The organism is Mucilaginibacter sp. FW306-07-L (assembly GCF_058782065.1).
Genome location: NZ_JBYSXI010000001.1, coordinates 2,129,212 through 2,153,665, shown reverse-complemented (window position 1 = coordinate 2,153,665; position 24,454 = coordinate 2,129,212). Strand labels below are relative to the sequence as shown.

The following is a 24,454-nucleotide window of genomic DNA, read 5'->3' as shown; positions in this document are numbered from 1 at the left end:
TTTGTTTTGTTATACCGATATGTCTATTTTTATTTTTTTGCCTTTTATTTTTTCGTTTTTAAGCAGGTTCACTGTACGCTCTATTAAATTGCGTTTCACCGCGGCGTATGCCGTATGGTCGAGCACTTCTATCAAGCCAACATCATCCTTGCTCAGTTCGCCTTTTTTAAGTAGTAAGCCTACAATATCTATTTTGTTCACTTTATCTTTCTTACCTGCCGCTATATACAGGGTTGACCATTGGGATGGTTTCGGCATAATAAGTTTTTCAGGCAGCTCCACAGCTTCGGGTACCTCGGTCAGGTAAGTCGGTTTTTCACCGGGAGCCAGCATCAGGTACGAAGTGCCTTTGGCGTGCATACGCGCGGTACGGCCATTGCGGTGTACAAAAGCTTCCTGGTTATGCGGCAACTGGTAATGGATCACGTGCTCAATCTCGGGTATATCCAACCCTCGGGAGGCCAGGTCGGTTGTTATTAATATCCGGTGACTGCCGTTTCTGAATTTTAGCAGGGCACGTTCGCGGTCATCCTGCTCCATACCACCGTGAAACATATCATTAGGTAAGCCCTTGTACCAAAGCAATTCGCTGATGCGTTCAACCGCTTCGCGGTGATTGCAGAAAACCAGCGTAGCATTATCACCTATTTTGCAGATGAGTGCGAGAAGGGCATCCAGCTTATCGGCCGCGTCGCTTATTACCGCCATTTGTTTAAGATCGGGCGCTGAAGATGCGCTGGTTAAGTAATTAAGTGTAGCCGGGCGTACAATCCGGGTAAAAGCGGGTATCTCGTCCATTTGGGTGGCCGATGTAAGTATGCGTTTATTAAGTGCCGGTAGCTGCCTGATGATGTAATCCATATCTTCCTGAAATCCAAATTCAAGTGCCTTGTCAAACTCATCTAACACCAGCGTTTTTATGGTAGCGGTATCAAAACTTTGGCGGCGCAGGTGATGGGCAATGCGGCCGGGTGTGCCTATCAGCACTGCCGGTGGTTGCGATAGGTTATTCAATTCCGTTTTTACCGGGTGCCCGCCATAGCAGCAGTTTACCTTAAACCCGCTACCCATCGCCCGGAAAACCTGTTCTATTTGTAAGGCCAGCTCGCGCGAGGGCACCAGTATCATAGCCTGTACGGTGGGTGTACCTTTATCCAGTATGCTAAGCAAGGGGAGCAAAAAGCCCAGCGTTTTGCCTGACCCGGTAGGCGATAGCAGTATCACGTCCCCCTTTTTTGCAGCGCTAATGGCGGCGTTCTGCATTTCGTTAAGGGCGGTTATTTTTAAATTTTGTAAGGCTTGCGCTATCATGAATGTGTGTAAGCCGCAAAGATAGGCTAAAAATGCTTGGCGGCTTGTTTTAATCACTATAGCAGTCTGATGAGGGCTATTAAACATCAGTAGCTTGATAAAGGACAGTCGGGGTTGCCGGTATAAACAACAAAAAGTATTATTGGGCTACCAATCAAATTACGCTTTACTTTCGGTTTATCGCCGGGTGACTCGTTACCTCAATAACTTGTATGATAACCTATTTAAAAAACCTTTACCGTTGCCTTATTTTGGTTTGTTTAATGCCTTTGGGTATGATGGCACAGCCGCGTGCCGCAAGCAAAACCACTATAAGGGTGCAGGCACTTAAATGTGATCAACTGGTTAATCCTGCAATTATTGGTGTACAGCACCCGGCTTTGAGCTGGAAATTGGTTTCGGCAGAACGGGCTAAGGCTCAAACGGCATACCAGGTAATGGTTTCGAGCAATGCTGATTTACTAGCTCAGGGCAAAGGCGACCTTTGGGATAGCGGCAAAGTACTTTCGGCCAACTCCACCCAGGTACTTTACAAGGGTAAAGCATTAGCATCCAGGCAAAAGGTTTATTGGGCGGTAACGGTTTGGGATGAAAAGGGGCTGTCGTCGGCCCGGAGCCCGATAGCCTCATGGAAAATGGGTTTACTGCACCCTAATGATTGGCAGGCCAAATGGATTGGCGCAATGGAAGACCTAACACCAAACCTTGCGGTTACTTATCCGGCACCCTATTTTCGTAAAGATTTCATCGCTGCTAAAAAAGTAAAGCAGGCCACCGTTTATGTAAGCGGTTTAGGTTTTTATGAATTATCTATTAACGGGAAAAAGATTGGTGATCAGGTTTTAGCCCCCGCGGTAACCAATTATGATAAGCGGCCGCTAACAAAATTGCTTTATCCTTATGATGACCAGTCGACACAGCGGGTTTTGTATAACAGCTTTGATGTTACTGAAAATCTGACGCAAAAAAATAATACTATAGGCATACTACTGGGTAACGGCTGGTATAACCAGCGCGACCGTACCGTTGAGGGTAACATGTGGTATGATCTGCCGAGGCTCATCTGCCAGTTAGAGATTACATATACCGATGGCACAAAGCAGGTAATTGCGTCAAACGATAGCTGGAAAACCAAAACCGGTCCGCTTTTAAAAGACGGCATATTCAGTGGCGAACAGTACGATGCCCGGCGGGAATTAGATGACTGGGGCAAGCATGGTTATAATAACTCGGACTGGAAACCGGCTATGTATGTTCGGTCGCCTACCGGTGCCTTGCAGCCACAACTAGCACCTTTTGACAAGGTTATCCGCACAATAAAACCAACGCCGGATAATAATATTAATGACTCTGTTTACCGCTTTTACCTCAATGAAACCGTATCAGGCTGGGCAAGCATTACGGTTAAAGGAAATGCCGGCGACGCTATCAAAATCAGATATATTAGTGAAGAAGGTGAAGACTATAGCCAGGTTGATACCTACACTTTAAAAGGCGGTGCTGCCGAAATATGGGAACCCAAATTTACCTGGCATGCGTTCCGGGTAGTAGAGGTGGTTAGTAAAGCGGTTAAGTTAAGTGCCGAAAATATCCGGGTAAAGGTGGTGCATACGGCTGTTAAGCCTAACGGCAGCTTTGACTGTTCCAACCCTTTCTTTAATAAAATCAATTCGGCTTTTGTTAAAACGCAACTGGCCAATATGCATGGCAGCATCAGCAGCGATTGTCCGCACCGGGAGCGTTTGGGCTACACCGGTGACGGGCAGGTGGCTATGGAAAGCGCATTGTTATCGTTCCATTTGCCGCAGTTCTATCAAAAATGGTTTAATGATATGGATGATGCCCGTAACAAAAATACAGGTTATGTTCCACATTCAGCACCATTTGGCGGCGGCGGTGGCGGCCCGGCCTGGGGTTCGGCGTATGTAATTATGCCATGGTTATATTATCAGTATTATGGCGATGCGGAAGTGCTGCGCAAGCATTACAGCGGCATGAAGCAATGGGTAGATTACCTGCATACCCGGACGGATAACCACGGACTGATCACCCGCGAAGAGCCCGATGGCTGGTGCCTGGGCGATTGGTGTACGCCTGAGAATATACAATTACCCGAACCGTTAGTGAACACGGCTTTTTATTATCATGTTACCATAACCATGGCCAAAGTAGCCGCCTTGATGAGAAAGGAAAATGACCGCACCAGGTTTGAGCGGTTGGCCGGGCAGATCAAAGCCGATTTTAACAAGGCTTATTATAATCCGGTTACTAAAACTTACTGGGAGGGCAGGCAGGGCGCGGATGTTTTTGCCCTGGCGTTTGATTTGGTACCTGATGGGTTAAGTAACGATGTGTTTAATACATTGTTAAGCCATCTCGAAAAACTCAACTACCACTTTGATACCGGCATACTGGCCACGCCGCTATTGCTTAAAGTACTATCGCAACATAACCGCGACGATATTGCTTACAAGCTCATGAATCAGCAGGAGGGGATAGGCTTCGGCTATTTGCTGGATGATAAAAACAGTACCCTGTGGGAAGCCTGGGATGGCGGCGGATCAAAGTGCCACCCAATGTTTGGCAGTGTGATCGGGTGGTTTTATAATGCTTTAGGCGGTATCAATCCCGGTGAATATGGCTATCAGAATTTTACTATAGCCCCTAAGCCGGTAGCAAACCTTTCTTACTGTAAAACAGCGTACACCAGTTTATATGGCAGGATCAGGTCGGAATGGAAAAAGACGGATAAAGGGTCTTTACAGATTTTGGTAGAAATACCGGTGAACTCCTACGCGAGCTTTGTTTTGCCGGGAGACAAAAAATCGGCTAAAGATAAAGCAGGTAGAACTATCCTGACAAAAAAGATAGATGGCCGGTATGTCATCATGCTGGCATCCGGTATACACCAGTTTACTGTAATATAATTACAATAAGGTAAAGTAAAGGGTGATGGATATGGCAAGCACAATGCCGATAAATAGGTAAACAAAAAGCTCCAAACGCTTCAAAAACTTATTCCTCATGGCTGCTGCCTCAGAGGTATCATGGTAATATAGTTTAGTTAATATTAGAGATGATAAGCCAACGGCGAATAAATAACCACCTACCCCGATCAACGTAAGGGGGTAAGTAATCCATACGTCAGGTTTAAAAACAATTAATAATATGCCTGCGATCAGCAGGAGCAAACCACAAATTACAGAAGCTATCTTTAGATTATTTTTCATTATTTTAATATATATAACGTTTAAAGCCAGCCAGCAGTAAATAGTTTTTAAACAATTTATTTGTATTGATATACAATCAGTTAAATCGATTATTTTTTTAATTACCTTAGTGAATATTCCTTACACTAAATGAAAAGACTTTTTACCCACATGGTGAGCACGCTGCTGTGCCTTGCCGGAGCCGCCGTTAACACTTTCGCTCAAAACGAACCGGACACCGCTGTATTTAGCCGGATAAAGGCGGCGGAACTAAGCAGTTCGCAAATACCGCACATCGCGCATTATTTAACGGATGTTTCCGGGCCAAGGCTGGCTAACTCGCAGGGTTATAAGCGGGCGGCTAACTGGGCCGTTGCAACGTTAAAAAAATGGGGGCTTACAAACGCCGGGCTTGAAGCGTGGGGGGATTTTGGCAAACAATGGGATATTGACGATTTAGCATCAGCATGCGTGTACCTTACGCGGCACCGCTGCGGGCATATCCTGTTCCGTGGTCAGCCGGTACCAATGGTGTTCAAAGTGGTAAGGTAGAGTTGCTGATTTCGAAACAATATCGCGATAGTACTTACCTGATACAACACGCGGCTGATTTTAAAGGCAAGTGGATATTATTAACAGGCAATCCACCTAATGGCGAAGGAAAATTTAAGCCGGTAGCCAAGCGCCTTGCCGATACATCACTGGCTAATTTAAAAGATAGTTACATGACAAGCCGTGCCGATATTGAAAGGGAAATAAATGGAATTGCCCTGTACAAGCGGCTGGATAAGCTCATAGAAAACGCAGGTGCGTTAGGGCTAATTATAGCAAGCAGACAAAATGCTGACGGTGCCGTATTTGTACAGGCCTATACCGGTTACCGCTTAACAGATACGCAAAATATGCCGCAACTGGCTATGGCTATTGAAGATGGGCAGCGTATTAAACGGCTCATTACTTCAGGGCACGAGGTAGAGATCGCGGTCAACATCAAAACCACAACATCAACGGCTGATACCAAGGGGTATAATGTGGTGGCCGAAATACAGGGGACTGATCCTAAACTACGTTCAGAAGTGGTGATGCTGGGCGGCCACCTCGACTCGTGGAGCGCGGCTACCGGCGCTACTGATAATGCTGCCGGGTGTATTGTAATGATGGAGGCCGTGAGGTTGCTTGATTCATTGGGGCTAAAGCCAAAACGTACTATCCGTATTGCCTTATGGGATGGGGAAGAAGAGGGGCTCTATGGCTCATACGGGTATGTGAAAAAGCATTTTATGAATGCAAAGGATTTCAAGCTGACCAAAGAGCAGCCTAAAATATCCGCTTATTTTAACCTGGATAACGGCACGGGTAAAATAAGGGGTATCTATACACAAAATAACGAAGCTGTTGTAACCATATTCAGCCAGTGGTTAAAACCTTTTGCCGACATGGGTGCATCAACAGTAACCGAAAGCAACACAGGGTCTACAGATCATGTATCATTTGACTGGGCGGGTATACCGGCTTTTCAATTTGTTCAGGATGAGCTGGATTATGAAACGCGAACCCACCACAGTAACCTGGATGATTATGACCATTTACAGATTGACGACCTGAAACAGGCGGCCATTATTGTAGCGTCATTTATATATCAAACCAGTGTGCGCCCGCAGCTTTTGCCACGAAAACCATTAAAAAAGGAAATGTTTGTGTTTGAGGGATTGTAAAGAATGCTTTTTATCAAGAATTACAGTATCAGTCAAACTGGTTCTGTAATCTTTCCAGGCGCTCAATAATCAGGTTTAACTTTTCCTGCTCTAACTTAAAAATACGGTCTTTCAGGTAAAAGGCTACATATAATAGCCATACTATGGTAAAGCCGTAAAACGAAAACCGGAATAGTTGCGATGATTGTTCAAGCACCTCGAACAGGTACAGCGATAACCCGACAGTAATTAAAAGCAGATAGAGGTAATAAAGCCAGCCGTACAGGTTTGAGCGGCGGTGCTGGTACTCCTTTAAGCCTTGCAAATATTCAAATGGGTGAATGGTAACATCTTCTTTTGATACCAGCTTGTAATCCTTTATCATCACAAACATGTACAGCAGCATAGTGCATAAAATTATGCCGATGCCAAAATATGTAACCCATGACTGAAACACCAGAAACAGCATAACAATTAATACCGCTACCGCGCCAATCAGCATACTTATTATGCCGCGCAACAACCTTTTATTAAGGCTTCCCACCCCACGTTTCACCTGCTTCAGCGCCTCGTCTACCGAAAGCTGATCGCGCTTTGGCTGCTCTTGCCAAACCGACATTATATGATCAAAGTCTTTCATACTGGTTGTATAATTCTGTTAACTTTTGTTTAATACGATGAATTTTTACCCGCAGATTGCCTTCGGATATACCTGAAACCTCAGCAATTTCAGGATAGGGCATTTCATCAAGCACCATGGTTATTATAATTCTTTCAGACTCCTCGAGTTTGGATATGCACTTATACAGGAGTGCTACCTGCTCGTTCTTTTCTGAAAACTCTTCGCGTTTGGTTTCCGCAATCAGCGGTGTCAGTTCATCCTTGGCCTGCCTTTTTTCTGATCGCAGGTAGGTAAGGCAAGTGTTTACGGCAATACGGTAGATCCAGGTAGAGATCATGGCCTGGTTACGAAACTTATCCAGGTTTTGCCAAACCTTTAAAAAGGTTTCCTGCAGCAGGTCGTTAGCCGCGTCATCATCCCCTGTGTAACCATAACACAGGTGAAATATTTTTTTTGAGTTGGCTTCAAAAATTTGCTTAAAGGCTGCTTCTTTACCGGCCACGTTTGCAGTTACAGTTAAATGGTGTTTTATGGTTTAGATGGCAAAGGTATTAATATGTTACAACTGGTAATCAATAATATTTAGCCATTGCAGTTTTTTATCGGCCTCATTAAGTAACTGCTCATAATCAGGTATATAATCATGCTGTACATCCTCATGTAGTTTATTGATGTTGTTGCGCACCTTCTCCAATTGCTTCATCATGATTACCCGGAGGGGTTTATAGGATGTTTTTTTGTCGGCGTATTGCAGGTAGTTGTGGCCAAAATTAATCAGCAGTTCAATCTCGGTGGTTTTTGATGCCGCGAACTTTACGTACTTATTGATCAGCCTTAATATTTTACGTAATGCTTTGGCGGCAAAGTAGCTTTGCGTAGGTAACTGGCTGAACGCGAAACCTACCTCGGCTTTAACCTGCTCAATAAAAGCGGCATCGTTATTGGCTTCAAATAGCAGGTAAGCCAGCAATTCCTTATTCTCCTTTTTGTGGCGGGCAAGGCGCAGCAACAGCTCTGCCATTTGTGTGGCGGGCAGATGTTGTAGTTCCTTTTTTATATTTTGTAGTCCGTAAGCAGTAACACTCATAGCAGGTATATCATCTAACGCAACAAAGTTCTGTTATTCATTTAAATATTGATGATATAACTTATGTTTGAGTCAACAATAAATACATTATAACTATGATAGTAACAACCAGTACACATTTAGAAGGCTACAAGGTAACCGAGCACTTAGGCGTTATCCGTGGTATTACCGTTCGTTCACGCGGGGTCGGCGGCAACTTTTTAGGCGGTTTGCAAACCATTTTGGGCGGCCGTAACAGTATTTATACCGAACTGTGTGAGCAAGCCCGCCAGGAAGCATATAACCTGATGATTTTGCATGCGCAGGAAGTTGGCGCAACGGCCGTGATCAATATGAGGTATGATGCCAACGAAGTAATGCAGGGCGTAACTGAAGTACTGGCTTATGGCACCGCGGTAAAGGTTAGCAAGGTGGACTTATAACACTTGGCTATGAACGCCTGCTTTTATTAACCATGTAAATTTGTAGCTTTGGGGTTTAACTGACTTGCATGCGCCGGAGCAAACTTACATTGTACATTTTTATAGCCCTTGTAGTGGGTGTAATAACAGGGTATTTTTATAATACCCTTGTTATTGATAAAATAAATACCAAAATAGCAGGTGCCGAAGCGCAGATAAAAACTATTGACGCGCGCCTGCTAACCATTACAGATACTACCGCCGCAGGCTATAAACAACTAAAATTACAACGTACCGAACAGGTAACCATCCGCAATGCTAATGATACCGCCCGCGAGGATAAACTGGTGGCCTTTAATGTGCTTAGCGATATATTTTTACGGCTGATAAAAATGATCGTTGCGCCGCTGGTGTTTACTACGCTGGTAGTGGGGGTAGCCAAGGTTGGCGATATACGGGCCGTTGGGCGCATTGGCGGTAAAACCTTGTTGTGGTTTTTAAGCGCAACGCTGGTATCGTTACTGTTAGGTATGGTGCTGGTTAACTTTTTTGAGCCGGGCAAGGCCATGCATTTGCCCCTGCCCGATAGCCATATCAGTACCGGTGTTCAAAAAGCGGCTCTTTCCCTGCGCGATTTTATCGGCCATGTATTCCCTAAAAGCATCATCGAATCAATGGCTAACAATGAGATATTGCAAATTGTGGTATTCTCCTTGTTTTTTGGTGTAGCAACCGCTGCCATTGGCGAAAAAGGAGAGGTGGTGATTAAAGCGATGGATGCCATTGCCCATGTGATCCTGAAAATAACAGGCTATGTTATGAAGGCAGCGCCGCTTGCCGTGTTTGGCGCCATAACCGCGATTATAGCTAAACAAGGGTTGGGCATCTTGTCAACCTATGCCATATTCATCAGCGAGTTCTATTTTTCATTAGTGATATTATGGCTCATTATTATACTGGCGGGTTATGTAGTACTGGGTAAACGGGCTATTACGCTGGTTAACAATATAAAGGATGCTATGTTGGTAGCGTTCAGTACCTCAACCAGCGAGGCGGCCTATCCGCGGGTGCTGATGGAGTTGGAGCGCTTTGGCTGTAATAACAAGATAGTGAGCTTTGTATTGCCGCTGGGTTATTCATTCAACCTGGATGGCTCCATGATGTACATGACGTTCGCCTCACTTTTCCTGGCGCAATCCTACAATATCCATTTATCGTTCGAGCAGCAATTATCTATGCTATTAGTGCTGATGTTAACCAGCAAAGGCATCGCCGGTGTTCCGCGCGCGTCGCTGGTGGTAATAGCCGGTACGATCTCCATGTTTAACATCCCTGAAGCCGGTTTAGCACTGCTGATCGGCATTGATCCATTGCTCGACATGGGCCGCTCAGCAACCAACGTTTTAGGAAACGCCATGGCTACTGCGGTTGTAAGCAAGTGGGAGAAAGAAATTGATTAAATGTAATTTTCAGTTATTCAATTTCAACTTATGCAATTGAATGTCGATTTTCGCGCCTGATTTTCCGAAACTCGGTGTAATCAATCAATAATCTGTGTAATCAAAGTATATAATGACTCTTCGTAATAAAAAGATATTTCTTGCCGCCAGTGTTATCTTGCCTTTTCTGGCCTATTGTTTTTACTATTATGGTATGATGGTGAAAAACGCGCCCTATAAATTCAATGAGTTTCAGTACATGGTTTTTGAGTATGGCGACGGGGATAACCTGGTCAATAAGTATAACTCAAAAACGCACGATTACCAGTTTATAGATGGCCGCGATTCATTGGTGAAAACCAAACTGAAATTAAGCAAGGACGACCTGTTATACCTGCACCGTAAAGCCGCCGATCTTGGTTTTTGGGATTTCCCGGCGCAGGAGGTAAACAGCGCCAAGCACGACCCCAAAGTACCTTATTACCTGATCCAGTTCAATTACATGCGTAAAAGCAAATCGGTACTGTTCCAGGCGAATTACCAGGGTAACGAAAAGTTGATTGATGCTAACCAACGCCTGATCAAAGAGATACAGCGTGTATTGAACGATGTCGAGCAGCGGAATAAAAAATAGTAGCTTATTTGTATTTGATAGATTAATATCTATATTTGCACCTCGAAATTTAAAAACATAATTAATAACAATGTACGCAATAGTAAGTATAGCCGGACAGCAATTTAAAGTTGCAAAAGACCAGCAGATCTTTGTACACCGCTTACAGGGAGATGAAGGCGCTAGTATTGAATTTGACACAGTATTGTTAGCAGAAAACGAAGGTAAATTCAAATTAGGAACTGATTTGAACGGTGCTAAGGTATCAGCTAAGATCTTGTCACATGTAAAAGGTGATAAAGTGATCATCTTCAAAAAGAAAAGAAGAAAAGGTTACAAAAAGAAAAACGGTCACCGTCAGCAATTTACCAAAATCGAGATCACAGGCATCGCTCTGTAATTATTGTTTAATCCCGAAGGTGTTTTATCCTTCATAAAAAGATATAAGAAATGGCACACAAAAAAGGGGCGGGTAGTTCCAGAAACGGCCGCGAATCGCATAGCAAACGCTTAGGTATTAAAATTTTCGGTGGTCAGCCTGCAATTGCTGGTAACATCATCGTTCGCCAGCGTGGCACCCCGCATAACCCGGGTCTTAACGTAGGCATTGGTAAAGATCATACTTTATTCGCGCTTATTGATGGCCAGGTAGTATTTAAAAAGAAAGCTGATAACCGTTCATACGTTTCAGTTATCCCTTTTGAAACTGAAGAAGTAGCTGAAGTTGCAGCACCTGCTCCAAAAGTAAAAGTTGCAAGCAAAGCTAAAACCGCTAAAGTTGAAGCACCTGTAGTTGCTGAAACTGAGGGTACTGAAGAAGCTGCTGTAGCTGAATAATTTTCAGTAAGCACTATGATATACAAAGGCTGCCCGTAATGGCGGCCTTTGTTGTTTGCACGGTATAACGTTATATATTTATCACGTAGTAATATCACTATTGCATATCCTGATTAATAAGTATATCTTTGCACCCACAATTAACAAAGTATTTACAGCTTTAATATTATTCAGGTAATGTATTTAAGTAAAGAAGCGAAACAAGAAATTTTCGCGAAACATGGTAACAGTGCTGCCGATACAGGTTCAGCAGAAGGTCAGGTAGCGTTGTTTACAACCCGTATTGCTCATTTAACCGGGCACCTGAAAAAAAATAAAAAAGATTTTGCAACCCAGTTATCACTGCAAAAACTTGTAGGTAAACGCCGCGCATTACTGGCTTACCTTTATAATAAAGATATTGCAAGGTACCGTGCTATCATCAAAGCGCTACAGCTTAGGGATATCATCAAGTAATCTTCAATCGTATTGCAAAAAAAGCCGTTCGTTTATACGAATGGCTTTTTTACTTTTGTGCGCAAGTTTTTAAAAACACATATAAACAACCGGTGCGTTCCTGAAGATGAAAAACGCATCACAATGAAAACAAAATGAGTTACAACGCAATTAAAAAGGTATTTGATTTAGGTGACGGCCGCACCGTTGAGATCGAAACCGGCAAACTGGCCAAACAAGCTGATGGTTCTGTAGTAGTAAAACAAGGCAACACCATGTTGCTGGCTACTGTAGTGTCATCGCCTGAAGCAAAAGAAGGGGTGGATTTTTTACCACTTTCAGTTGATTATCAGGAAAAATACGCATCCACCGGACGTATACCGGGTGGTTTTTTACGCCGTGAGGCCCGCTTATCAGACTATGAGGTATTGATCTCACGTTTGGTTGACCGCGCTTTACGTCCGCTTTTCCCGGAGGATTACCATGCCGATACCCAGGTAATGATCTCTTTAATTTCGGCGGATAAAGATATTATGCCTGATTGCCTTGCCGGTTTGGCAGCATCAGCGGCCTTAGCTGTTTCTGATATTCCTTTTAACGGCCCTATATCAGAAGTTCGTGTAGCTAAAATTGATGGCCAACTGGTAATTAACCCAACCATGAGCAATTTGGAGCGTGCTACTTTAGAATTTATCGTAGCCGGTTCGGAGTTTGATATCAACATGGTTGAGGGCGAATCAAAGGAAATTCAGGAAGAAGAACTTGTTGAAGCTATTAAATTCGCGCACGAGGCTATCAAAGTACAGGTACAGGCTCAAAAAGAGCTTGCTGCCGAAGTTGGTAAAACGCAAAAACGTATTTACAGCCACGAACACAGCAACGAAGAGCTGAAGAAACAAGTTTATGCCGCTACATATGATAAAGTATATGAGGTAGCTAAATCAGGTGCAGGCAAACACGAGCGTCATCAAAAACTACGTGAAATACGCGATATATTCACCGCTACCTTAGGTATCGAGATTGACGGCGTTACTGAAAGCCTGATCAAAAAATATTTCCACGATGTAGAGTACGATGCGGTACGTAACCTGATCCTTGATGAGGATATGCGTTTGGACGGCCGTAACTCAAAACAAATACGCCCTATTTGGAGCGAGGTAAGTTACTTGCCTGCAGCACACGGTTCGGCGGTATTTACACGTGGCGAAACACAAGCATTAACCACTGTTACCCTGGGTGCTAAGGATGATGAGCAAATGATAGATGGTGCCTTTATTAACGGCTACCAAAAATTCATTTTGCACTATAACTTCCCTGGTTTTTCAACCGGTGAGGTTCGCCCTAACAGGGGTGCCGGCCGTCGTGAAATTGGCCACGGTAACCTGGCTATGCGTTCACTAAAGCAAGTATTACCTGTTGCTGATGAAAACCCGTACACTATCCGTGTAGTATCTGATATTCTGGAGTCGAACGGTTCGTCATCAATGGCTACCGTTTGCGCAGGCACATTGGCGCTGATGGATGCCGGTATCAAAATCAAATCGCCGGTATCAGGTATCGCGATGGGTTTGATCACTAATCCGGAAGGTACTAAGTACGCGGTACTGTCTGACATCTTAGGCGATGAAGATCACCTGGGTGATATGGACTTTAAGGTAACCGGTACCGAGCATGGTATTGTTGCCTGCCAGATGGATTTAAAGATCAATGGCTTATCGTACGAAGTATTGGCTAAGGCTTTACACCAGGCTAAGGATGGCCGTTTGCACATCCTGAACGAGATGAAGAAAACCATCACCGAGCCGCGTGAAGACTTTAAACCACACGCTCCGCGTATCATCACCATTAAAATTGATAAAGAATTTATTGGTGCGGTTATCGGTCCCGGTGGTAAAATTATCCAGGAAATGCAACGCGAAACCGGTGCTACCATCTCTATCGAAGAGGTTAACAACCAGGGTATCGTACAAATATTCGCTGACAATAAAGAGTCTATAGATCAGGCAGTAACACGTATACGTAATATTGCCGCTAAAGCAGAGGTTGGCGAGATATATGAAGGTAAAGTAAAATCAATTATGCCATTTGGTGCATTTATTGAAATTATGCCGGGTAAAGATGGTTTGCTTCACATATCTGAAATTGACCACAAACGCTTTGAAAGCATGGATGGTATTTTCCAGGTTGGAGACGAAGTGCGCGTAAAACTGCTTGACATTGACAAGCAAGGTAAATTAAAATTATCACGCAAAGCTTTATTGCCAAGACCGGAAAGGCCGACCGAAGAAAACAAATAATTTAGTATTATTGCAAAATGAAACCCTCCCTAAAAACGAGGGTTTCATTGTTTAACAGGCACCTTAATAGTTTTGTAACATATTTGTCACAAATAAATTATTACAAACATTAGCAACAACTGTTTGTATTGGATAGTTAAATAGTATAGTTATATCCGGTGCTTAAATAAAAAATGAATCTTTCGCCCCTTGATCCTTTAGATTTTTTGAGTAATAACCCACAAGGGGTTAAATCTGATGCGCATGCGGATCTGGTGCAGTTGCTGCTTTATGAAATTATTCGCGTAAAAGATCTGATCAAGTATTACGATTCCATTCCGAATGGTGCCGGGCAGTTAGGCGCATCTATACTTAATGAACTGGTGTCCGAGGCTTACAGCTCACTGGTTAATTACGATACGGTTTTAATGAAAAAATATTACGACCTGTTGTTAAACTGCGATTGATCAGCTATTCAAATTTTTAACAAAGTTTAAACCGCATTAGCGCAATGCCTATATTTACCGCCATGAAGCCATTAATTGCCCCTTCCATACTTGCGGCAGACTTTGCCAATATGCAGCGTGATATTGAAATGCTTAACAACAGCGAAGCCGACTGGATACACGTTGATGTAATGGATGGTTTATTCGTACCTAATATCTCCTTTGGCTTCCCGGTTATAAAGGCGGTAAAGCAATATGCCACCAAACCGCTGGATGTTCACTTGATGATTGTTGAGCCGGATCGTTATTTAAAGGCTTTTAAAGATGCCGGTGCCGATGGCATTATGGTACACTACGAAGCCTGCCCGCACTTGCACCGTACCATACAAGCCATAAAAGATTTAGGATGCAGGGCAGGTGTAGCACTTAACCCGCATACCAATATAGCTTTACTGGAAGATGTTATTACAGACGTAGAGCAGGTTTGCATCATGTCGGTAAATCCCGGGTTTGGCGGGCAAAAATTTATAGCCAATACCTATAAAAAAATAAAGCAATTGCGCGCCCTTGCCGAGTACCATAACCCTAAGCTCTACATTGAGATTGACGGTGGGGTAGACGTAAACAATGCAGCCCAGCTTGTTGAGGCCGGAGCCAATGTACTGGTAGCAGGCAGTTCGGTGTTTTCAGCGGATAACCAGCACCAAGCTATATCAGCACTTAAAAATGCACAGCCGCTTCGGCTGGCATAATGCCATTCGCTGAATTGTTAATAAAGTGTCGCTTTTTTTCAACAAAAAGCAAATAATCTCTATATACTTTGTCAAAATAATTAACTTCGGCGTGTTAATATACTAACTGACCAAAGTGTTTTAGCATTCACATTTCAACAAATTATATGAAGCATAATTTTGGTGCCGGGCCTGGCATTTTACCTCAGGAGGTATTAAAGCAGGCTGCTCAGGCTGTTATTGATTTTAATGGTACAGGCTTATCAATCCTTGAGATCTCGCACAGATCAAAAGAGTTTGAAGCTGTTTTAGATGAAGCTGTACGTTTAGTTAAGGAGTTGTTCAGCTTACCTGAAGGTTACTCGGTATTGTTTTTACAAGGTGGTGCAAGCACGCAATTTGCCCTGGTGCCTTATAACCTGCTGCCGGAAGGTGGTAAGGCCGCGTATCTTGAAACCGGCGTATGGGCAAACAAAGCCCTTAAAGAGGCTAAATATTTTGGCGAAGTAGCAATAGTCGCTTCATCAAAAGAGAGCAACTTTACCTACATCCCTAAGGATTTTGAAATACCTGCCGATGCAGCTTATTTTCACATAACATCAAATAATACTATTTACGGCACGCAACTGCAAAACTTTTTCCCGTCGCCGGTACCGGTTGTTTGCGATATGTCGTCAGACATATTCAGCCGCAAAATTAATGTTGCCGACTTTGGCCTGATCTACGCGGGTGCGCAGAAAAATATGGGTCCTGCGGGTGTAACATTGGTTATTGTTAAGGATGAGATACTGGGCAAAACAGGCCGCAGTATTCCTGCAATGTTTAACTACCAAACACAAATTGAAGGTGGTTCAATGTACAACACCCCGCCGGTATTTGCCATTTATGTATCCATGTTAACCTTAAACTGGGTTAAGGCAAAAGGTGGTGTTGAAGCTATTGAAAAAGAGAACATCGCGAAATCAAAAGCTTTGTATACGGAAATAGACCGCAACCCATTATTTAAGGCTGTTGCCGCTACTGAAGACCGCTCGAACATGAATGTATGCTTTGTGGCCGAAAACCCAGAGCACGAAAAACCATTCCTTAAACTATGTGACGAAAAAGGTATTGTAGGCCTTAAAGGACACAGAAGTGTTGGTGGTTTCAGGGCATCAATTTACAATGCGCTGCCAATAACCAGCGTACATGTACTGATTGAAGCCATGCAGGAGTTTGCTGAAAAGAATAAATAATATGGTCAGCAGTCATTGGTCAATAGTCATTACATAGATGATGGTTGATCAATGACCAATGACATAAATGACTATTACAAAATGAAAATATTAGCTAATGACGGTATTGACCCGGTAGGCAAGCAAATGCTTGAGGAAGCCGGCTTTACCGTTGATACCAACAATATACCGCAGGATGAACTGCCTGCACGTTTAAACGAGTACGATGCTATTACCGTACGTAGCGCCACAAAAGTGCGTAAAGCGCTTATAGATGCCTGCCCTAACATTAAACTGATTGGCCGTGGTGGCGTAGGTGTTGATAATATTGATGTTGATTATGCTAAGGAAAAAGGCGTAGCCGTGTATAATACACCGGCATCATCATCATTATCTGTAGCTGAGCTGGTATTCGCCCATTTATATGGTGGCGTTCGTTTTTTGTATGACAGCAACCGTAAAACACCTGTTGAAGGTGCTACCAACTTTAACGTACTTAAAAAAGCTTACGCTAAAGGTGTAGAACTGCGTGGTAAAACCTTAGGTATTTTAGGCTTTGGCCGTATTGGGCGTGAGGTTGCCAAGATAGCCATCGGCGTAGGCATGGAAGTAGTGGCTTATGATGTATTTCCTTTTAACCCTGAACTGGAGATTGTTTTAGGCGGAGGTACAAAGGTGAATGTTTCGGTAAAAACGGCCTCATTTGAGGATGTGCTTAAACAATCCGACTTTATTACGTTGCATACCCCATTTGTTGAGAAAGCACTGATAGGTGAAGCAGAATTAGAACTCCTTAAAAAAGGTGTAGGCCTGATCAACTGCTCACGTGGTGGTTTGATTGAGGAAACAGCTTTGATCAGCGCGTTAGACAGTGGTAAAGTTTCATTCGCGGCATTGGATGTATTCGACAATGAACCAACCCCTCGCCAGGAAATCCTTTCTCACCCTAAAATTTCTTTAACTCCGCATATTGGCGCGGCTACTAACGAGGCTCAGGAAAGAATTGGAGTAGAGTTGGCCAGCCTGATCATCGAGCATTTTAAGAAGTAAGAAGTTTTATTGAACTGATATTGAAAGTCCATGAACAGAAATGTTTGTGGACTTTTTTGTATCTCTCATAAATCCTTTCAAGAAGGAGTAATTTAAAAGTATTTGTCATTTCGAACGAGGTACGAGGAGAAATCATATCGCTTTATTATAAACGCAGACAGATTTCTCGTATCGCTTCGAAATGACAAATTCAATATTGGTCGAAATTATAATATATAATGTACACCCTTTTCAGGAACAGTGGCATGATACCCCGCTTCTTTAATAGAGACAGCTAATGCATCCATGCTTGACGTTTCGCCGTGTACCAGGAAAACATGCTTTAATTTATCCTTATCCTGCGAGAGAATATTGTTCATTAAATCCTCATGATCGCCATGGGCGCTTAACACATCCGTCTGTTTGATGGTAGCATAGACAGCAAGGTCACGGTCTTTGATGTGAACGATAGGGTCGCCACGTAGCAGGCGATGGCCTAATGTGCCTTTTGCGCAATAGCCTATAAATAGGATAGTACAGTAGTAATTCTGAATGTTATAAAACAGGTGATCCTGTATACGTCCGCCTTCCAACATACCCGCGGAAGATATGATGATGCAAGGCTCGAAGTAATTTGATACCTGTCGGCTATCCTTCAGCGTTTCTACATAAGTAAGGTTGTCAAACTCAAACTCGTCACCCTTTTTGTTATAAAACTCCTGCGCTTCTTCGTTAACCAGGTAATGGTATTTGCGGAATACACGGGTTGCCATAGTAGCCATCGGACTATCAACAAAAACTTTAACTGACGGCAGTAAACCATTGATAAATATATTGTTAAGTGCAAAAACTAACGATTGCGTACGCCCGATACTGAATGCTGGGATAATTAACCGGCCCTGCTCTTTAATGCAGGCTTTGTCAATAGTTTCTATCAATGCATCTTCAACCGTTTTGCCTTTGGTATGAAAGCGGCCGCCATACGTAGCTTCACTCACCAAGTAATCAATAGGTGGTAAAGGTTGCGGGTCATTAAGTACCGGGTAATTCTTTCTGCCGATGTCGCCGGTAAAGGCAATCGTTTTTTCTTCACCATTATCATTAACCTTTAGTACAGCGGCAGCGGCACCAAGCAGGTGGCCGGCGGGTATAAAGGTGAGCTCAACATCACCGTTTAGCCGGAAAGGTTTATTAAAGCCAATAGTGACAAAGCGCTCCATGGCATCCATTACATGCTTTTGCAGGTATAAAGGCTGCTGCGCACCGCTATTGAACTTGCCCCGGTTACGGCTATGCTTGCGGCCTTTGTTGGCCTTGTTCATAAATATGCTTACCGAGTCGAGCAGAAGCAGTTCTGTCAGGTCAGCGGTAGGAGCGGTGCTCAGTATCTGGCCCTGGTAACCCATACGTATCAATGTAGGCAGGTTGCCGGAGTGGTCGATATGCGCGTGGGTAAGCACCACCACATCAATATCAGCCGGATCAAACGGAAAGTTTTCGTTGCTTTGCAGATGCCGTTCACGCTCGTAATCCAACCCGCAGTCAACCAGTATTTTATATTTATTTACCTCAAGCAAGTGCATGCTTCCGGTAACCTGGCGGGCGGCACCATGTATAGTTAATTTCATTAAATCCCCATCAGTTAGTTGCCCAAAACGCAGGCATGGTTGAGTAATTTACTCAGCAGCAAAGTTAAGCCAAAATGCCCTGTTTGCCGTTAATTAAAATAAATGTTACAAGGTGCTGTTATTCAAACTCAATAATCACGCTATCGCCAAGGTTGAGGCCAAGTAAGCCGCTGGCATTGCCTTTGTTTATGGCAATTTCAAGGTGATCGCTGATGCCGAATAAACACAGCTTTTCACCTTCGGGCACCTCATTATAATGCCAGCTTAGATGGTTGATGGTTTCGTTCCGCTTAAAATATAAGGTGAAGCGGCGGCCTTGTTGTATAGTATTAAAAAACTCCTTGGTAATATTCGTGATCACGTTTTGGAAGGAGTCGATATAGATCACAGCACCTTTGATCAGGTTTTTCTCGACCACGGGCTGTAGATTCATCTTCTTTTCAATGCCACTGATGCGCAGGCCTATCTCGTCAATACGTTCGCCGCGTGCCAGGTGGCAGGCTGCTTTAACAAAAATATCAGCCAGCGGGAAGTGTAAAAATTTAAGATCCTGCATAATGTTGATCTCGTAAACCTCCTCAGGTTCATCATCAAACATCAACGAGAAAATACCGTTATCAGCCCCAACAAAAAAATGATTTTTATAATGGATAGCCAGGTATTTAGTAAAGGAATTATATACCGTATCAATCCCTATCAGGTGTACCGTATTATCCGGAAAATAGTGAAAACTATTCTTTAAAATAAAGGCTGCCTGTTGTATATTGAAGGTGGATACGCTGTTGGTAATATCAACAATATTAACCTCGGGCAACAATTTTAAAATACTCCCCTTGAGGGCCGCAAGGTATATATCCTTATCGCCAAGGTCAGTAGTTAAAGTTATTATTGCCATTAATTATATAAATATTTATTGCTAATCTTGTACAAGCGATAAGCGCTACAAATATTCAATTTTTAATTCATAAAAATCAGCAACTAAAAATCAATTTGTATTGAACGAGTTAAAATTATCTATCGAAAACATCAATCCGGCGGTACTTTGGGGGCCTAATAATGATCATTTTGAGATCATTAAAAAGCAATACCCAAAGTTAAAAATAGTTGCGCGGGGTAACGACGTAAAGGTGTTGGGTGATGAGCAGGAGTTATTGGTTTTTAGTGAAAAATTCGGTTACCTGCTGCAGCATGTTGAAAAGTACGACAACCTTAATATAACTGATATAGAGCGTATACTGGGCTCAAAGGTATCATTGGCTCCGGTTAATGAAAACCCGGTAGATAAATCAGCCATGGGTGAGGTGATTGTTTTTGGCCATAACGGTATTATGGTTAAGGCACGCACGGCCAACCAGCGCCGCATGGTTGATAGCATCCTGAAAAATGATGTATTATTCGCTATTGGCCCTGCTGGTACCGGTAAAACATATACCGCTGTAGCCTTGGCTGTACGTGCGTTAAAAAACAAAGAAATAAAGCGTATTATACTTACCCGCCCGGCTGTTGAAGCAGGGGAGAACCTTGGCTTTTTGCCGGGCGACCTCAAAGAGAAGATAGACCCGTACCTGCGCCCGCTTTATGATGCGCTGGACGATATGATTCCGCCCGAAAAGCTGAAAACTTACTTAGAGAACCGTACTATCGAGATCGCGCCGCTGGCATTTATGCGCGGCCGTACGCTTGATAACTGTTTTGTAATATTGGATGAGGCACAAAACGCTACCGACATGCAGTTAAAAATGTTTTTAACGCGTATGGGCCCAACCGCCAAGTTTATTGTAACCGGCGACGTAACGCAGATCGATCTGCCTAAAAAACAGCAATCGGGCCTGCACACGGCTTTGCGCATACTAACAGATATTAAGGGCATCGATATTATTTACTTGAGCGGAGATGATGTGGTGCGCCACAAACTGGTAAGGCGCATACTGGAGGCTTACGGGGATATACAGTAATTGAGATTTGAGATGTTAGATAGGAGATATTAGACAATAACATCATATTTAATAATAATAATATTAGGAGTTTGGATTTAGGGTGGTGATCTCACTACTCACATCTCACTACTCACTATCTAAAACTAATGGACGCGATAAAAGAAACACATTTTAATTTTGACGGGCAAACTGCTTTTTACAAAGGCAAGGTGCGCGATGTATATACGATAAAAGATAAATACCTGGCCATGGTGGTTACCGACCGCATATCAGCTTTTGATGTGGTGCTGCCGGAGCCAATTCCGTTTAAGGGGCAGGTGCTTAACCAGATAGCGGCCAAGTTTTTAAAAGCTACTGAAGATATTGTACCTAACTGGGTAATTAGTGTGCCCGACCCGAGTGTTACCATCGGTCGTATATGCGAGCCTTTTAAGGTGGAAATGGTGATACGTGGTTACCTGGCCGGCCATGCCTGGCGCGAGTACAGCGCCGGTAAACGAAAAGTATGCGGCGTAGCTTTACCCGAAGGTTTAAAAGAGAACGATAAGCTACCTCAGCCTATCATTACACCAACCACCAAGGCATCAGTTGGGCATGATGAGGATATCTCCAAAGAACAGATACTGGCCAAAGGCATTGTTTCTGCTGAGGATTATGAAAAACTGGAAGCTTATACACAGGAATTATACGCACGGGGCACCGAAATAGCTGCCGAGCAAGGCCTGATATTGGTAGACACGAAATATGAATTTGGCAAGGCCGACGGCGTGATCTACCTGATAGATGAAATTCATACGCCCGATTCATCGCGGTATTTTTACAGCGAGGGTTATGCCGACCGCCAAAAAAACAACGAGCCGCAAAAACAGCTTTCAAAGGAATTTGTTAGAAGGTGGCTGATCGAGAATGGTTTTCAGGGTAAGGACGGGCAAACCGTGCCCGAAATGACTGAAGAGAAGATATTATCCATATCCGAACGGTATATTGAGCTTTACGAGCAGATAACGGGCGAAAAGTTTATTCGCTCATCAAGCGATGATATTTTAAAGCGGGTAGAGGGTAATGTTAAACAGGCACTGGCTGCCTTGTAATTATTCAAATATTAAAAAATTGCTATATTAGCTACATAATAAACTGACAATGAAATTTACTGTTGACAAACACGAGAAGTATATATTGGTGAAGCTGAATGAATCAAAGTTAAATTCATTGGTCACTCCTCAACTTAAATCAGAGCTTATCCTGATCAATACCGAAGGACAGCGAAACATCATCCTTGATCTTTCGCAGGTTAAATTTGCTGATTCATCGGGCCTGAGCAGCCTGCTGGTAGGGCATCGCTTGTGTAAAAATTCCGAGGGTGTTTTTATTCTTTGCGGATTGAATGACGCGGTTAACCGTCTGGTTACCATATCACAACTGGAAAACGTGCTAAGCATTGTTCCCACCTGCGAAGAGGCTATCGACCTTATTTTTATGGAAGAGATAGAAAAAGAACTTAAAAGGGAACTAAAATAACTTTTTGATTGTTTTCCGGGTATGAAGTTTGAAGTTACAATACTTGGAAGCAGTTCGGCAACGCCTATCTACAACCGTAACCCTACGGCCCAGGTACTCAATATTAACGAACACTTATACATGGTTGACTGCGGCGAAGGCAGTCAGCAGCAAATGATGCGGTTTGACATTAAGGCAAGCCGCATCGATTGTATATTTATCAGCCACCTGCATGGCGACCATTACCTCGGTTTGGTAGGTTTGCTGTCATCACTGCATTTAAACGGCCGTAAAAAACCGATGAATCTTTTTGGGCCTGCGCCGCTGATCGAGATCATCGAAATGCAGCTCAAATACTCTGAAACCACGCTGCAATATCCGCTTATTTTTAAAGCTACCAATGCCGAAAAGCCTGAGCAGATATTTGAGAATAATGATTTTACGGTTGAGACCATTCCCTTGCTTCATCGCATAGCCTGCACGGGTTTTATATTCAGGGGAAAAAAACGTACCCGTAAGCTAATTAAAGAGCGGATAGAAGAACTTGAAGTACCGGTGGCTTACTTCAGCGCGATAAAGGCAGGTCGTGATTACACCGCCGCTGACGGGAAAGTTTACGCTAATGACAGCCTGACCATACCGCCGCCGGAACCAAAAACGTATGCTTATTGTTCTGATACCATTTACAGCTCACATTATTTTGAGCAGATAAAGGGTGCTACGCTGCTATACCACGAAGCTACCTTTATGAATGATATTATAGAGCGTGCTAGGGATACGTATCACACAACGGCACTGCAGGCCGCTGATGTAGCTGTACAAACAGGAGCTGAAAGATTACTGATCGGCCACTTTTCGGCACGTTATAAAACGCTTAATGATCTGCTTGATGAAGCCCGTTCCCTATTTCCGGATACGGAGTTAGCGGTAGAAGGTAAAACGTTTATTGTTGACGAGTAGGAGTTAAGCCTTATTCTTATTTAAGATATCTCCGATGATCATTTCGGCATGAATGCGTGAGTTTTCAATAAACCATAAATGCGTATCCAGTCCACCGCAAACAACACCAGCCAAATACATGCCCGCTTGATTGGTTTCCATTGTTTCCGGATTATAGTGCGGAATCAATTTATCTGCTGAAAGTTCAATGCCCAGCTTTTTCAAAAAATTAAAGTTGGGTTTATAACCCGTCATCGCCATAACAAAATCATTCGGTATGGTAACCATACCCTCGGTAGTTTTAATGTCCGCCTCATGCTCGCGTACAGCCGCCAGTTCTGAGTTAAAGTATGCCTTGATGCTGCCTTCCTCAATACGGTTGATAATATCAGGCCGTACCCAGTATTTAACCCGGCTGCTCACCTCGCTTCCGCGCACTACCAAAGTTACCTCAGCTCCTTTGCGGTAGGTTTCCAAGGCCACATCAATAGCGGAGTTGCTGGCACCCACCACTATCACTTTCTGTAGGGAGTAATAGTGCGGGTCTTTATAATAGTGTTTTACTTTGGGCAGGTCTTCGCCCGGTATGTTCAGGTTAACGGCAATATCATAAAAGCCGGTGGCCAGCACAACGTATTTAGCCTGGTATGATGCTTTGCTGGTGGTAATATCATAATGTTCGCCATTGCGCTTTACTTTGGTAACCTCTTCAAACAAATTAACGGGTAACTCATTTGATAGCGAAACCCGCCTGTAATACTCCAAGGCTTCGGCACGGTTGGGTTTGTTATTGATGGTAACAAATGGAATACCGCCAATCTCCAACCTGTCCGACGTGGAAAAGAAAGTCATGGTATAGGGATAGTTATACAGGGAGTTTACCAGGCAGCCTTTCTCGATGATCCTGTAAGTTAATCCGGCTTTTTGCGCGGCTAAACCACACGCCAAACCAATTGGGCCGCCACCTATAATGAGTATATCAAGCATTTGTTATTATATCAGCAAATGTAAATTAAAACAAAAAATGTCATTCTGAAGGATGTTCGCGGTATTTCTTCGGTCATGGTAATGTTTAAATTACCTTACTTAATAGTACCGCATCCGTTCAG

At 43.4% G+C, this 24,454-nt stretch carries 26 protein-coding genes; 18 read left to right on the top strand and 8 right to left on the bottom strand.

Annotated features, from left to right (window positions below):
* Positions 1-9 precede the first annotated feature (9 nt).
* Positions 10-1,311 (bottom strand): DEAD/DEAH box helicase, encoded by a 1,302-nt coding sequence (locus AC3WJC_RS09425; RefSeq protein WP_492398828.1) that lies wholly within the window; start codon positions 1,309-1,311, stop codon positions 10-12.
* 212 nt (positions 1,312-1,523) lie between these two features.
* Between AC3WJC_RS09425 and AC3WJC_RS09420 the strand changes: the two genes are divergently transcribed.
* Entirely contained in the window at positions 1,524-4,238 is a 2,715-nt protein-coding gene (locus tag AC3WJC_RS09420; RefSeq protein WP_492398827.1) for a family 78 glycoside hydrolase catalytic domain, read from the top strand.
* Here AC3WJC_RS09420 and AC3WJC_RS09415 read toward each other — a convergent pair whose 3' ends face one another.
* Positions 4,239-4,541, bottom strand: a complete 303-nt coding sequence (locus AC3WJC_RS09415; protein WP_492398826.1) for a hypothetical protein — start codon at positions 4,539-4,541, stop codon at positions 4,239-4,241.
* A 129-nt stretch (positions 4,542-4,670) separates the two neighbouring features.
* Between AC3WJC_RS09415 and AC3WJC_RS09410 the strand changes: the two genes are divergently transcribed.
* A complete protein-coding gene (locus AC3WJC_RS09410) occupies positions 4,671-5,072 on the top strand; it encodes a hypothetical protein (protein WP_492398825.1) in 402 nt (133 codons plus the stop codon).
* A complete protein-coding gene (locus AC3WJC_RS09405; protein ID WP_492398824.1) occupies positions 4,988-6,235 on the top strand; it encodes a M20/M25/M40 family metallo-hydrolase in 1,248 nt (415 codons plus the stop codon). Before AC3WJC_RS09410 ends, AC3WJC_RS09405 begins: the two co-directional genes overlap by 85 nt.
* A 28-nt stretch (positions 6,236-6,263) precedes the next feature.
* Here the strand turns inward: AC3WJC_RS09405 and AC3WJC_RS09400 are convergent, their stop codons facing one another.
* From AC3WJC_RS09400 to AC3WJC_RS09390, 3 genes are read right to left on the bottom strand one after another with little or no spacing between them, the layout of a single operon-like run.
* Positions 6,264-6,854 (bottom strand): hypothetical protein, encoded by a 591-nt coding sequence (locus AC3WJC_RS09400; RefSeq protein WP_492398823.1) that lies wholly within the window; start codon positions 6,852-6,854, stop codon positions 6,264-6,266.
* Positions 6,841-7,338, bottom strand: coding sequence for an RNA polymerase sigma factor (locus AC3WJC_RS09395; RefSeq protein ID WP_492398822.1), 498 nt, complete (start codon positions 7,336-7,338; stop codon positions 6,841-6,843). The genes AC3WJC_RS09400 and AC3WJC_RS09395 overlap by 14 nt, the downstream gene beginning before the upstream one ends.
* Positions 7,339-7,395: 57 nt before the next feature.
* Complete coding sequence (locus AC3WJC_RS09390) at positions 7,396-7,923, bottom strand: hypothetical protein (RefSeq protein ID WP_492398821.1); 528 nt, start codon at positions 7,921-7,923, stop codon at positions 7,396-7,398.
* 95 nt (positions 7,924-8,018) lie between these two features.
* Between AC3WJC_RS09390 and AC3WJC_RS09385 the strand changes: the two genes are divergently transcribed.
* From AC3WJC_RS09385 to AC3WJC_RS09335, 11 genes are all read left to right on the top strand, one after another.
* Positions 8,019-8,345: a YbjQ family protein gene (locus AC3WJC_RS09385; protein ID WP_492398820.1), complete on the top strand. Its 327-nt coding sequence runs from the start codon at positions 8,019-8,021 to the stop codon at positions 8,343-8,345.
* 68 nt (positions 8,346-8,413) lie between these two features.
* Positions 8,414-9,784: a dicarboxylate/amino acid:cation symporter gene (locus tag AC3WJC_RS09380; RefSeq protein ID WP_492398819.1), complete on the top strand. Its 1,371-nt coding sequence runs from the start codon at positions 8,414-8,416 to the stop codon at positions 9,782-9,784.
* A 112-nt stretch (positions 9,785-9,896) separates the two neighbouring features.
* Positions 9,897-10,397 carry a hypothetical protein gene (locus AC3WJC_RS09375; protein ID WP_492398818.1) on the top strand — a complete coding sequence of 167 codons (501 nt, stop codon included), beginning with the start codon at positions 9,897-9,899 and terminating at the stop codon, positions 10,395-10,397.
* A 70-nt stretch (positions 10,398-10,467) separates the two neighbouring features.
* Positions 10,468-10,776 (top strand): 50S ribosomal protein L21, encoded by a 309-nt coding sequence (gene rplU / locus AC3WJC_RS09370; RefSeq protein ID WP_492398817.1) that lies wholly within the window; start codon positions 10,468-10,470, stop codon positions 10,774-10,776.
* 50 nt (positions 10,777-10,826) lie between these two features.
* Positions 10,827-11,213, top strand: coding sequence for a 50S ribosomal protein L27 (gene rpmA, locus AC3WJC_RS09365; protein WP_492398816.1), 387 nt, complete (start codon positions 10,827-10,829; stop codon positions 11,211-11,213).
* 177 nt (positions 11,214-11,390) lie between these two features.
* Positions 11,391-11,669, top strand: coding sequence for a 30S ribosomal protein S15 (gene rpsO / locus AC3WJC_RS09360; protein WP_194100721.1), 279 nt, complete (start codon positions 11,391-11,393; stop codon positions 11,667-11,669).
* Positions 11,670-11,803: 134 nt separating this feature from the next.
* The gene (gene pnp / locus AC3WJC_RS09355) at positions 11,804-13,945 is read left to right on the top strand and encodes a polyribonucleotide nucleotidyltransferase (protein WP_492398815.1); all 2,142 of its coding nucleotides are present in this window, start codon (positions 11,804-11,806) and stop codon (positions 13,943-13,945) included.
* Between the two features lie 173 nt (positions 13,946-14,118).
* Positions 14,119-14,391 carry a hypothetical protein gene (locus AC3WJC_RS09350; RefSeq protein WP_492398814.1) on the top strand — a complete coding sequence of 91 codons (273 nt, stop codon included), beginning with the start codon at positions 14,119-14,121 and terminating at the stop codon, positions 14,389-14,391.
* A 62-nt stretch (positions 14,392-14,453) separates the two neighbouring features.
* Positions 14,454-15,122, top strand: coding sequence for a ribulose-phosphate 3-epimerase (gene rpe / locus AC3WJC_RS09345; RefSeq protein WP_492398994.1), 669 nt, complete (start codon positions 14,454-14,456; stop codon positions 15,120-15,122).
* Between the two features lie 146 nt (positions 15,123-15,268).
* On the top strand, positions 15,269-16,336 hold the full coding sequence (serC, locus tag AC3WJC_RS09340) for a 3-phosphoserine/phosphohydroxythreonine transaminase (protein ID WP_492398813.1): 1,068 nt from the start codon (positions 15,269-15,271) through the stop codon (positions 16,334-16,336).
* Positions 16,337-16,417: 81 nt separating this feature from the next.
* Positions 16,418-17,365 carry a D-2-hydroxyacid dehydrogenase gene (locus tag AC3WJC_RS09335; protein ID WP_492398812.1) on the top strand — a complete coding sequence of 316 codons (948 nt, stop codon included), beginning with the start codon at positions 16,418-16,420 and terminating at the stop codon, positions 17,363-17,365.
* Positions 17,366-17,571: 206 nt separating this feature from the next.
* On the opposite strand, the gene AC3WJC_RS09330 is transcribed toward AC3WJC_RS09335, so the two are convergent.
* The gene (locus tag AC3WJC_RS09330; protein ID WP_492398811.1) at positions 17,572-18,972 is read right to left on the bottom strand and encodes an MBL fold metallo-hydrolase; all 1,401 of its coding nucleotides are present in this window, start codon (positions 18,970-18,972) and stop codon (positions 17,572-17,574) included.
* Positions 18,973-19,090: 118 nt separating this feature from the next.
* The gene (locus AC3WJC_RS09325; RefSeq protein WP_492398810.1) at positions 19,091-19,867 is read right to left on the bottom strand and encodes an SAM hydrolase/SAM-dependent halogenase family protein; all 777 of its coding nucleotides are present in this window, start codon (positions 19,865-19,867) and stop codon (positions 19,091-19,093) included.
* A gap of 100 nt (positions 19,868-19,967) precedes the next feature.
* Between AC3WJC_RS09325 and AC3WJC_RS09320 the strand changes: the two genes are divergently transcribed.
* The 4 genes from AC3WJC_RS09320 (at position 19,968) to AC3WJC_RS09305 (ending at position 23,366) form a co-directional block, all read left to right on the top strand.
* Positions 19,968-20,927 (top strand): PhoH family protein, encoded by a 960-nt coding sequence (locus AC3WJC_RS09320; protein WP_492398809.1) that lies wholly within the window; start codon positions 19,968-19,970, stop codon positions 20,925-20,927.
* Between the two features lie 128 nt (positions 20,928-21,055).
* On the top strand, positions 21,056-22,000 hold the full coding sequence (locus AC3WJC_RS09315; RefSeq protein WP_492398808.1) for a phosphoribosylaminoimidazolesuccinocarboxamide synthase: 945 nt from the start codon (positions 21,056-21,058) through the stop codon (positions 21,998-22,000).
* Positions 22,001-22,049: 49 nt separating this feature from the next.
* Positions 22,050-22,427 carry an STAS domain-containing protein gene (locus tag AC3WJC_RS09310; protein ID WP_492398807.1) on the top strand — a complete coding sequence of 126 codons (378 nt, stop codon included), beginning with the start codon at positions 22,050-22,052 and terminating at the stop codon, positions 22,425-22,427.
* Between the two features lie 21 nt (positions 22,428-22,448).
* Positions 22,449-23,366 carry a ribonuclease Z gene (locus tag AC3WJC_RS09305; RefSeq protein ID WP_492398806.1) on the top strand — a complete coding sequence of 306 codons (918 nt, stop codon included), beginning with the start codon at positions 22,449-22,451 and terminating at the stop codon, positions 23,364-23,366.
* Between the two features lie 3 nt (positions 23,367-23,369).
* Here AC3WJC_RS09305 and AC3WJC_RS09300 read toward each other — a convergent pair whose 3' ends face one another.
* Positions 23,370-24,332 carry a YpdA family putative bacillithiol disulfide reductase gene (locus tag AC3WJC_RS09300; RefSeq protein ID WP_492398805.1) on the bottom strand — a complete coding sequence of 321 codons (963 nt, stop codon included), beginning with the start codon at positions 24,330-24,332 and terminating at the stop codon, positions 23,370-23,372.
* Positions 24,333-24,454: the final 122 nt, after the last annotated feature.

Bases quoted from the DNA above. Each gene is read 5' to 3' on its own strand.
- AC3WJC_RS09425 (WP_492398828.1), bottom strand. From the start codon at position 1,311: ATGATAGCGCAAGCCTTACAAAATTTAAAAATAACCGCCCTTAACGAA.
- AC3WJC_RS09420 (WP_492398827.1), top strand. From the start codon at position 1,524: ATGATAACCTATTTAAAAAACCTTTACCGTTGCCTTATTTTGGTTTGT.
- AC3WJC_RS09415 (WP_492398826.1), bottom strand. From the start codon at position 4,541: ATGAAAAATAATCTAAAGATAGCTTCTGTAATTTGTGGTTTGCTCCTG.
- AC3WJC_RS09410 (WP_492398825.1), top strand. From the start codon at position 4,671: ATGAAAAGACTTTTTACCCACATGGTGAGCACGCTGCTGTGCCTTGCC.
- AC3WJC_RS09405 (WP_492398824.1), top strand. From the start codon at position 4,988: ATGCGTGTACCTTACGCGGCACCGCTGCGGGCATATCCTGTTCCGTGG.
- AC3WJC_RS09400 (WP_492398823.1), bottom strand. From the start codon at position 6,854: ATGAAAGACTTTGATCATATAATGTCGGTTTGGCAAGAGCAGCCAAAG.
- AC3WJC_RS09390 (WP_492398821.1), bottom strand. From the start codon at position 7,923: ATGAGTGTTACTGCTTACGGACTACAAAATATAAAAAAGGAACTACAA.
- AC3WJC_RS09385 (WP_492398820.1), top strand. From the start codon at position 8,019: ATGATAGTAACAACCAGTACACATTTAGAAGGCTACAAGGTAACCGAG.
- AC3WJC_RS09380 (WP_492398819.1), top strand. From the start codon at position 8,414: ATGCGCCGGAGCAAACTTACATTGTACATTTTTATAGCCCTTGTAGTG.
- AC3WJC_RS09375 (WP_492398818.1), top strand. From the start codon at position 9,897: ATGACTCTTCGTAATAAAAAGATATTTCTTGCCGCCAGTGTTATCTTG.
- rplU (WP_492398817.1), top strand. From the start codon at position 10,468: ATGTACGCAATAGTAAGTATAGCCGGACAGCAATTTAAAGTTGCAAAA.
- rpmA (WP_492398816.1), top strand. From the start codon at position 10,827: ATGGCACACAAAAAAGGGGCGGGTAGTTCCAGAAACGGCCGCGAATCG.
- rpsO (WP_194100721.1), top strand. From the start codon at position 11,391: ATGTATTTAAGTAAAGAAGCGAAACAAGAAATTTTCGCGAAACATGGT.
- pnp (WP_492398815.1), top strand. From the start codon at position 11,804: ATGAGTTACAACGCAATTAAAAAGGTATTTGATTTAGGTGACGGCCGC.
- AC3WJC_RS09350 (WP_492398814.1), top strand. From the start codon at position 14,119: ATGAATCTTTCGCCCCTTGATCCTTTAGATTTTTTGAGTAATAACCCA.
- rpe (WP_492398994.1), top strand. From the start codon at position 14,454: ATGAAGCCATTAATTGCCCCTTCCATACTTGCGGCAGACTTTGCCAAT.
- serC (WP_492398813.1), top strand. From the start codon at position 15,269: ATGAAGCATAATTTTGGTGCCGGGCCTGGCATTTTACCTCAGGAGGTA.
- AC3WJC_RS09335 (WP_492398812.1), top strand. From the start codon at position 16,418: ATGAAAATATTAGCTAATGACGGTATTGACCCGGTAGGCAAGCAAATG.
- AC3WJC_RS09330 (WP_492398811.1), bottom strand. From the start codon at position 18,972: ATGAAATTAACTATACATGGTGCCGCCCGCCAGGTTACCGGAAGCATG.
- AC3WJC_RS09325 (WP_492398810.1), bottom strand. From the start codon at position 19,867: ATGGCAATAATAACTTTAACTACTGACCTTGGCGATAAGGATATATAC.
- AC3WJC_RS09315 (WP_492398808.1), top strand. From the start codon at position 21,056: ATGGACGCGATAAAAGAAACACATTTTAATTTTGACGGGCAAACTGCT.
- AC3WJC_RS09310 (WP_492398807.1), top strand. From the start codon at position 22,050: ATGAAATTTACTGTTGACAAACACGAGAAGTATATATTGGTGAAGCTG.
- AC3WJC_RS09305 (WP_492398806.1), top strand. From the start codon at position 22,449: ATGAAGTTTGAAGTTACAATACTTGGAAGCAGTTCGGCAACGCCTATC.
- AC3WJC_RS09300 (WP_492398805.1), bottom strand. From the start codon at position 24,332: ATGCTTGATATACTCATTATAGGTGGCGGCCCAATTGGTTTGGCGTGT.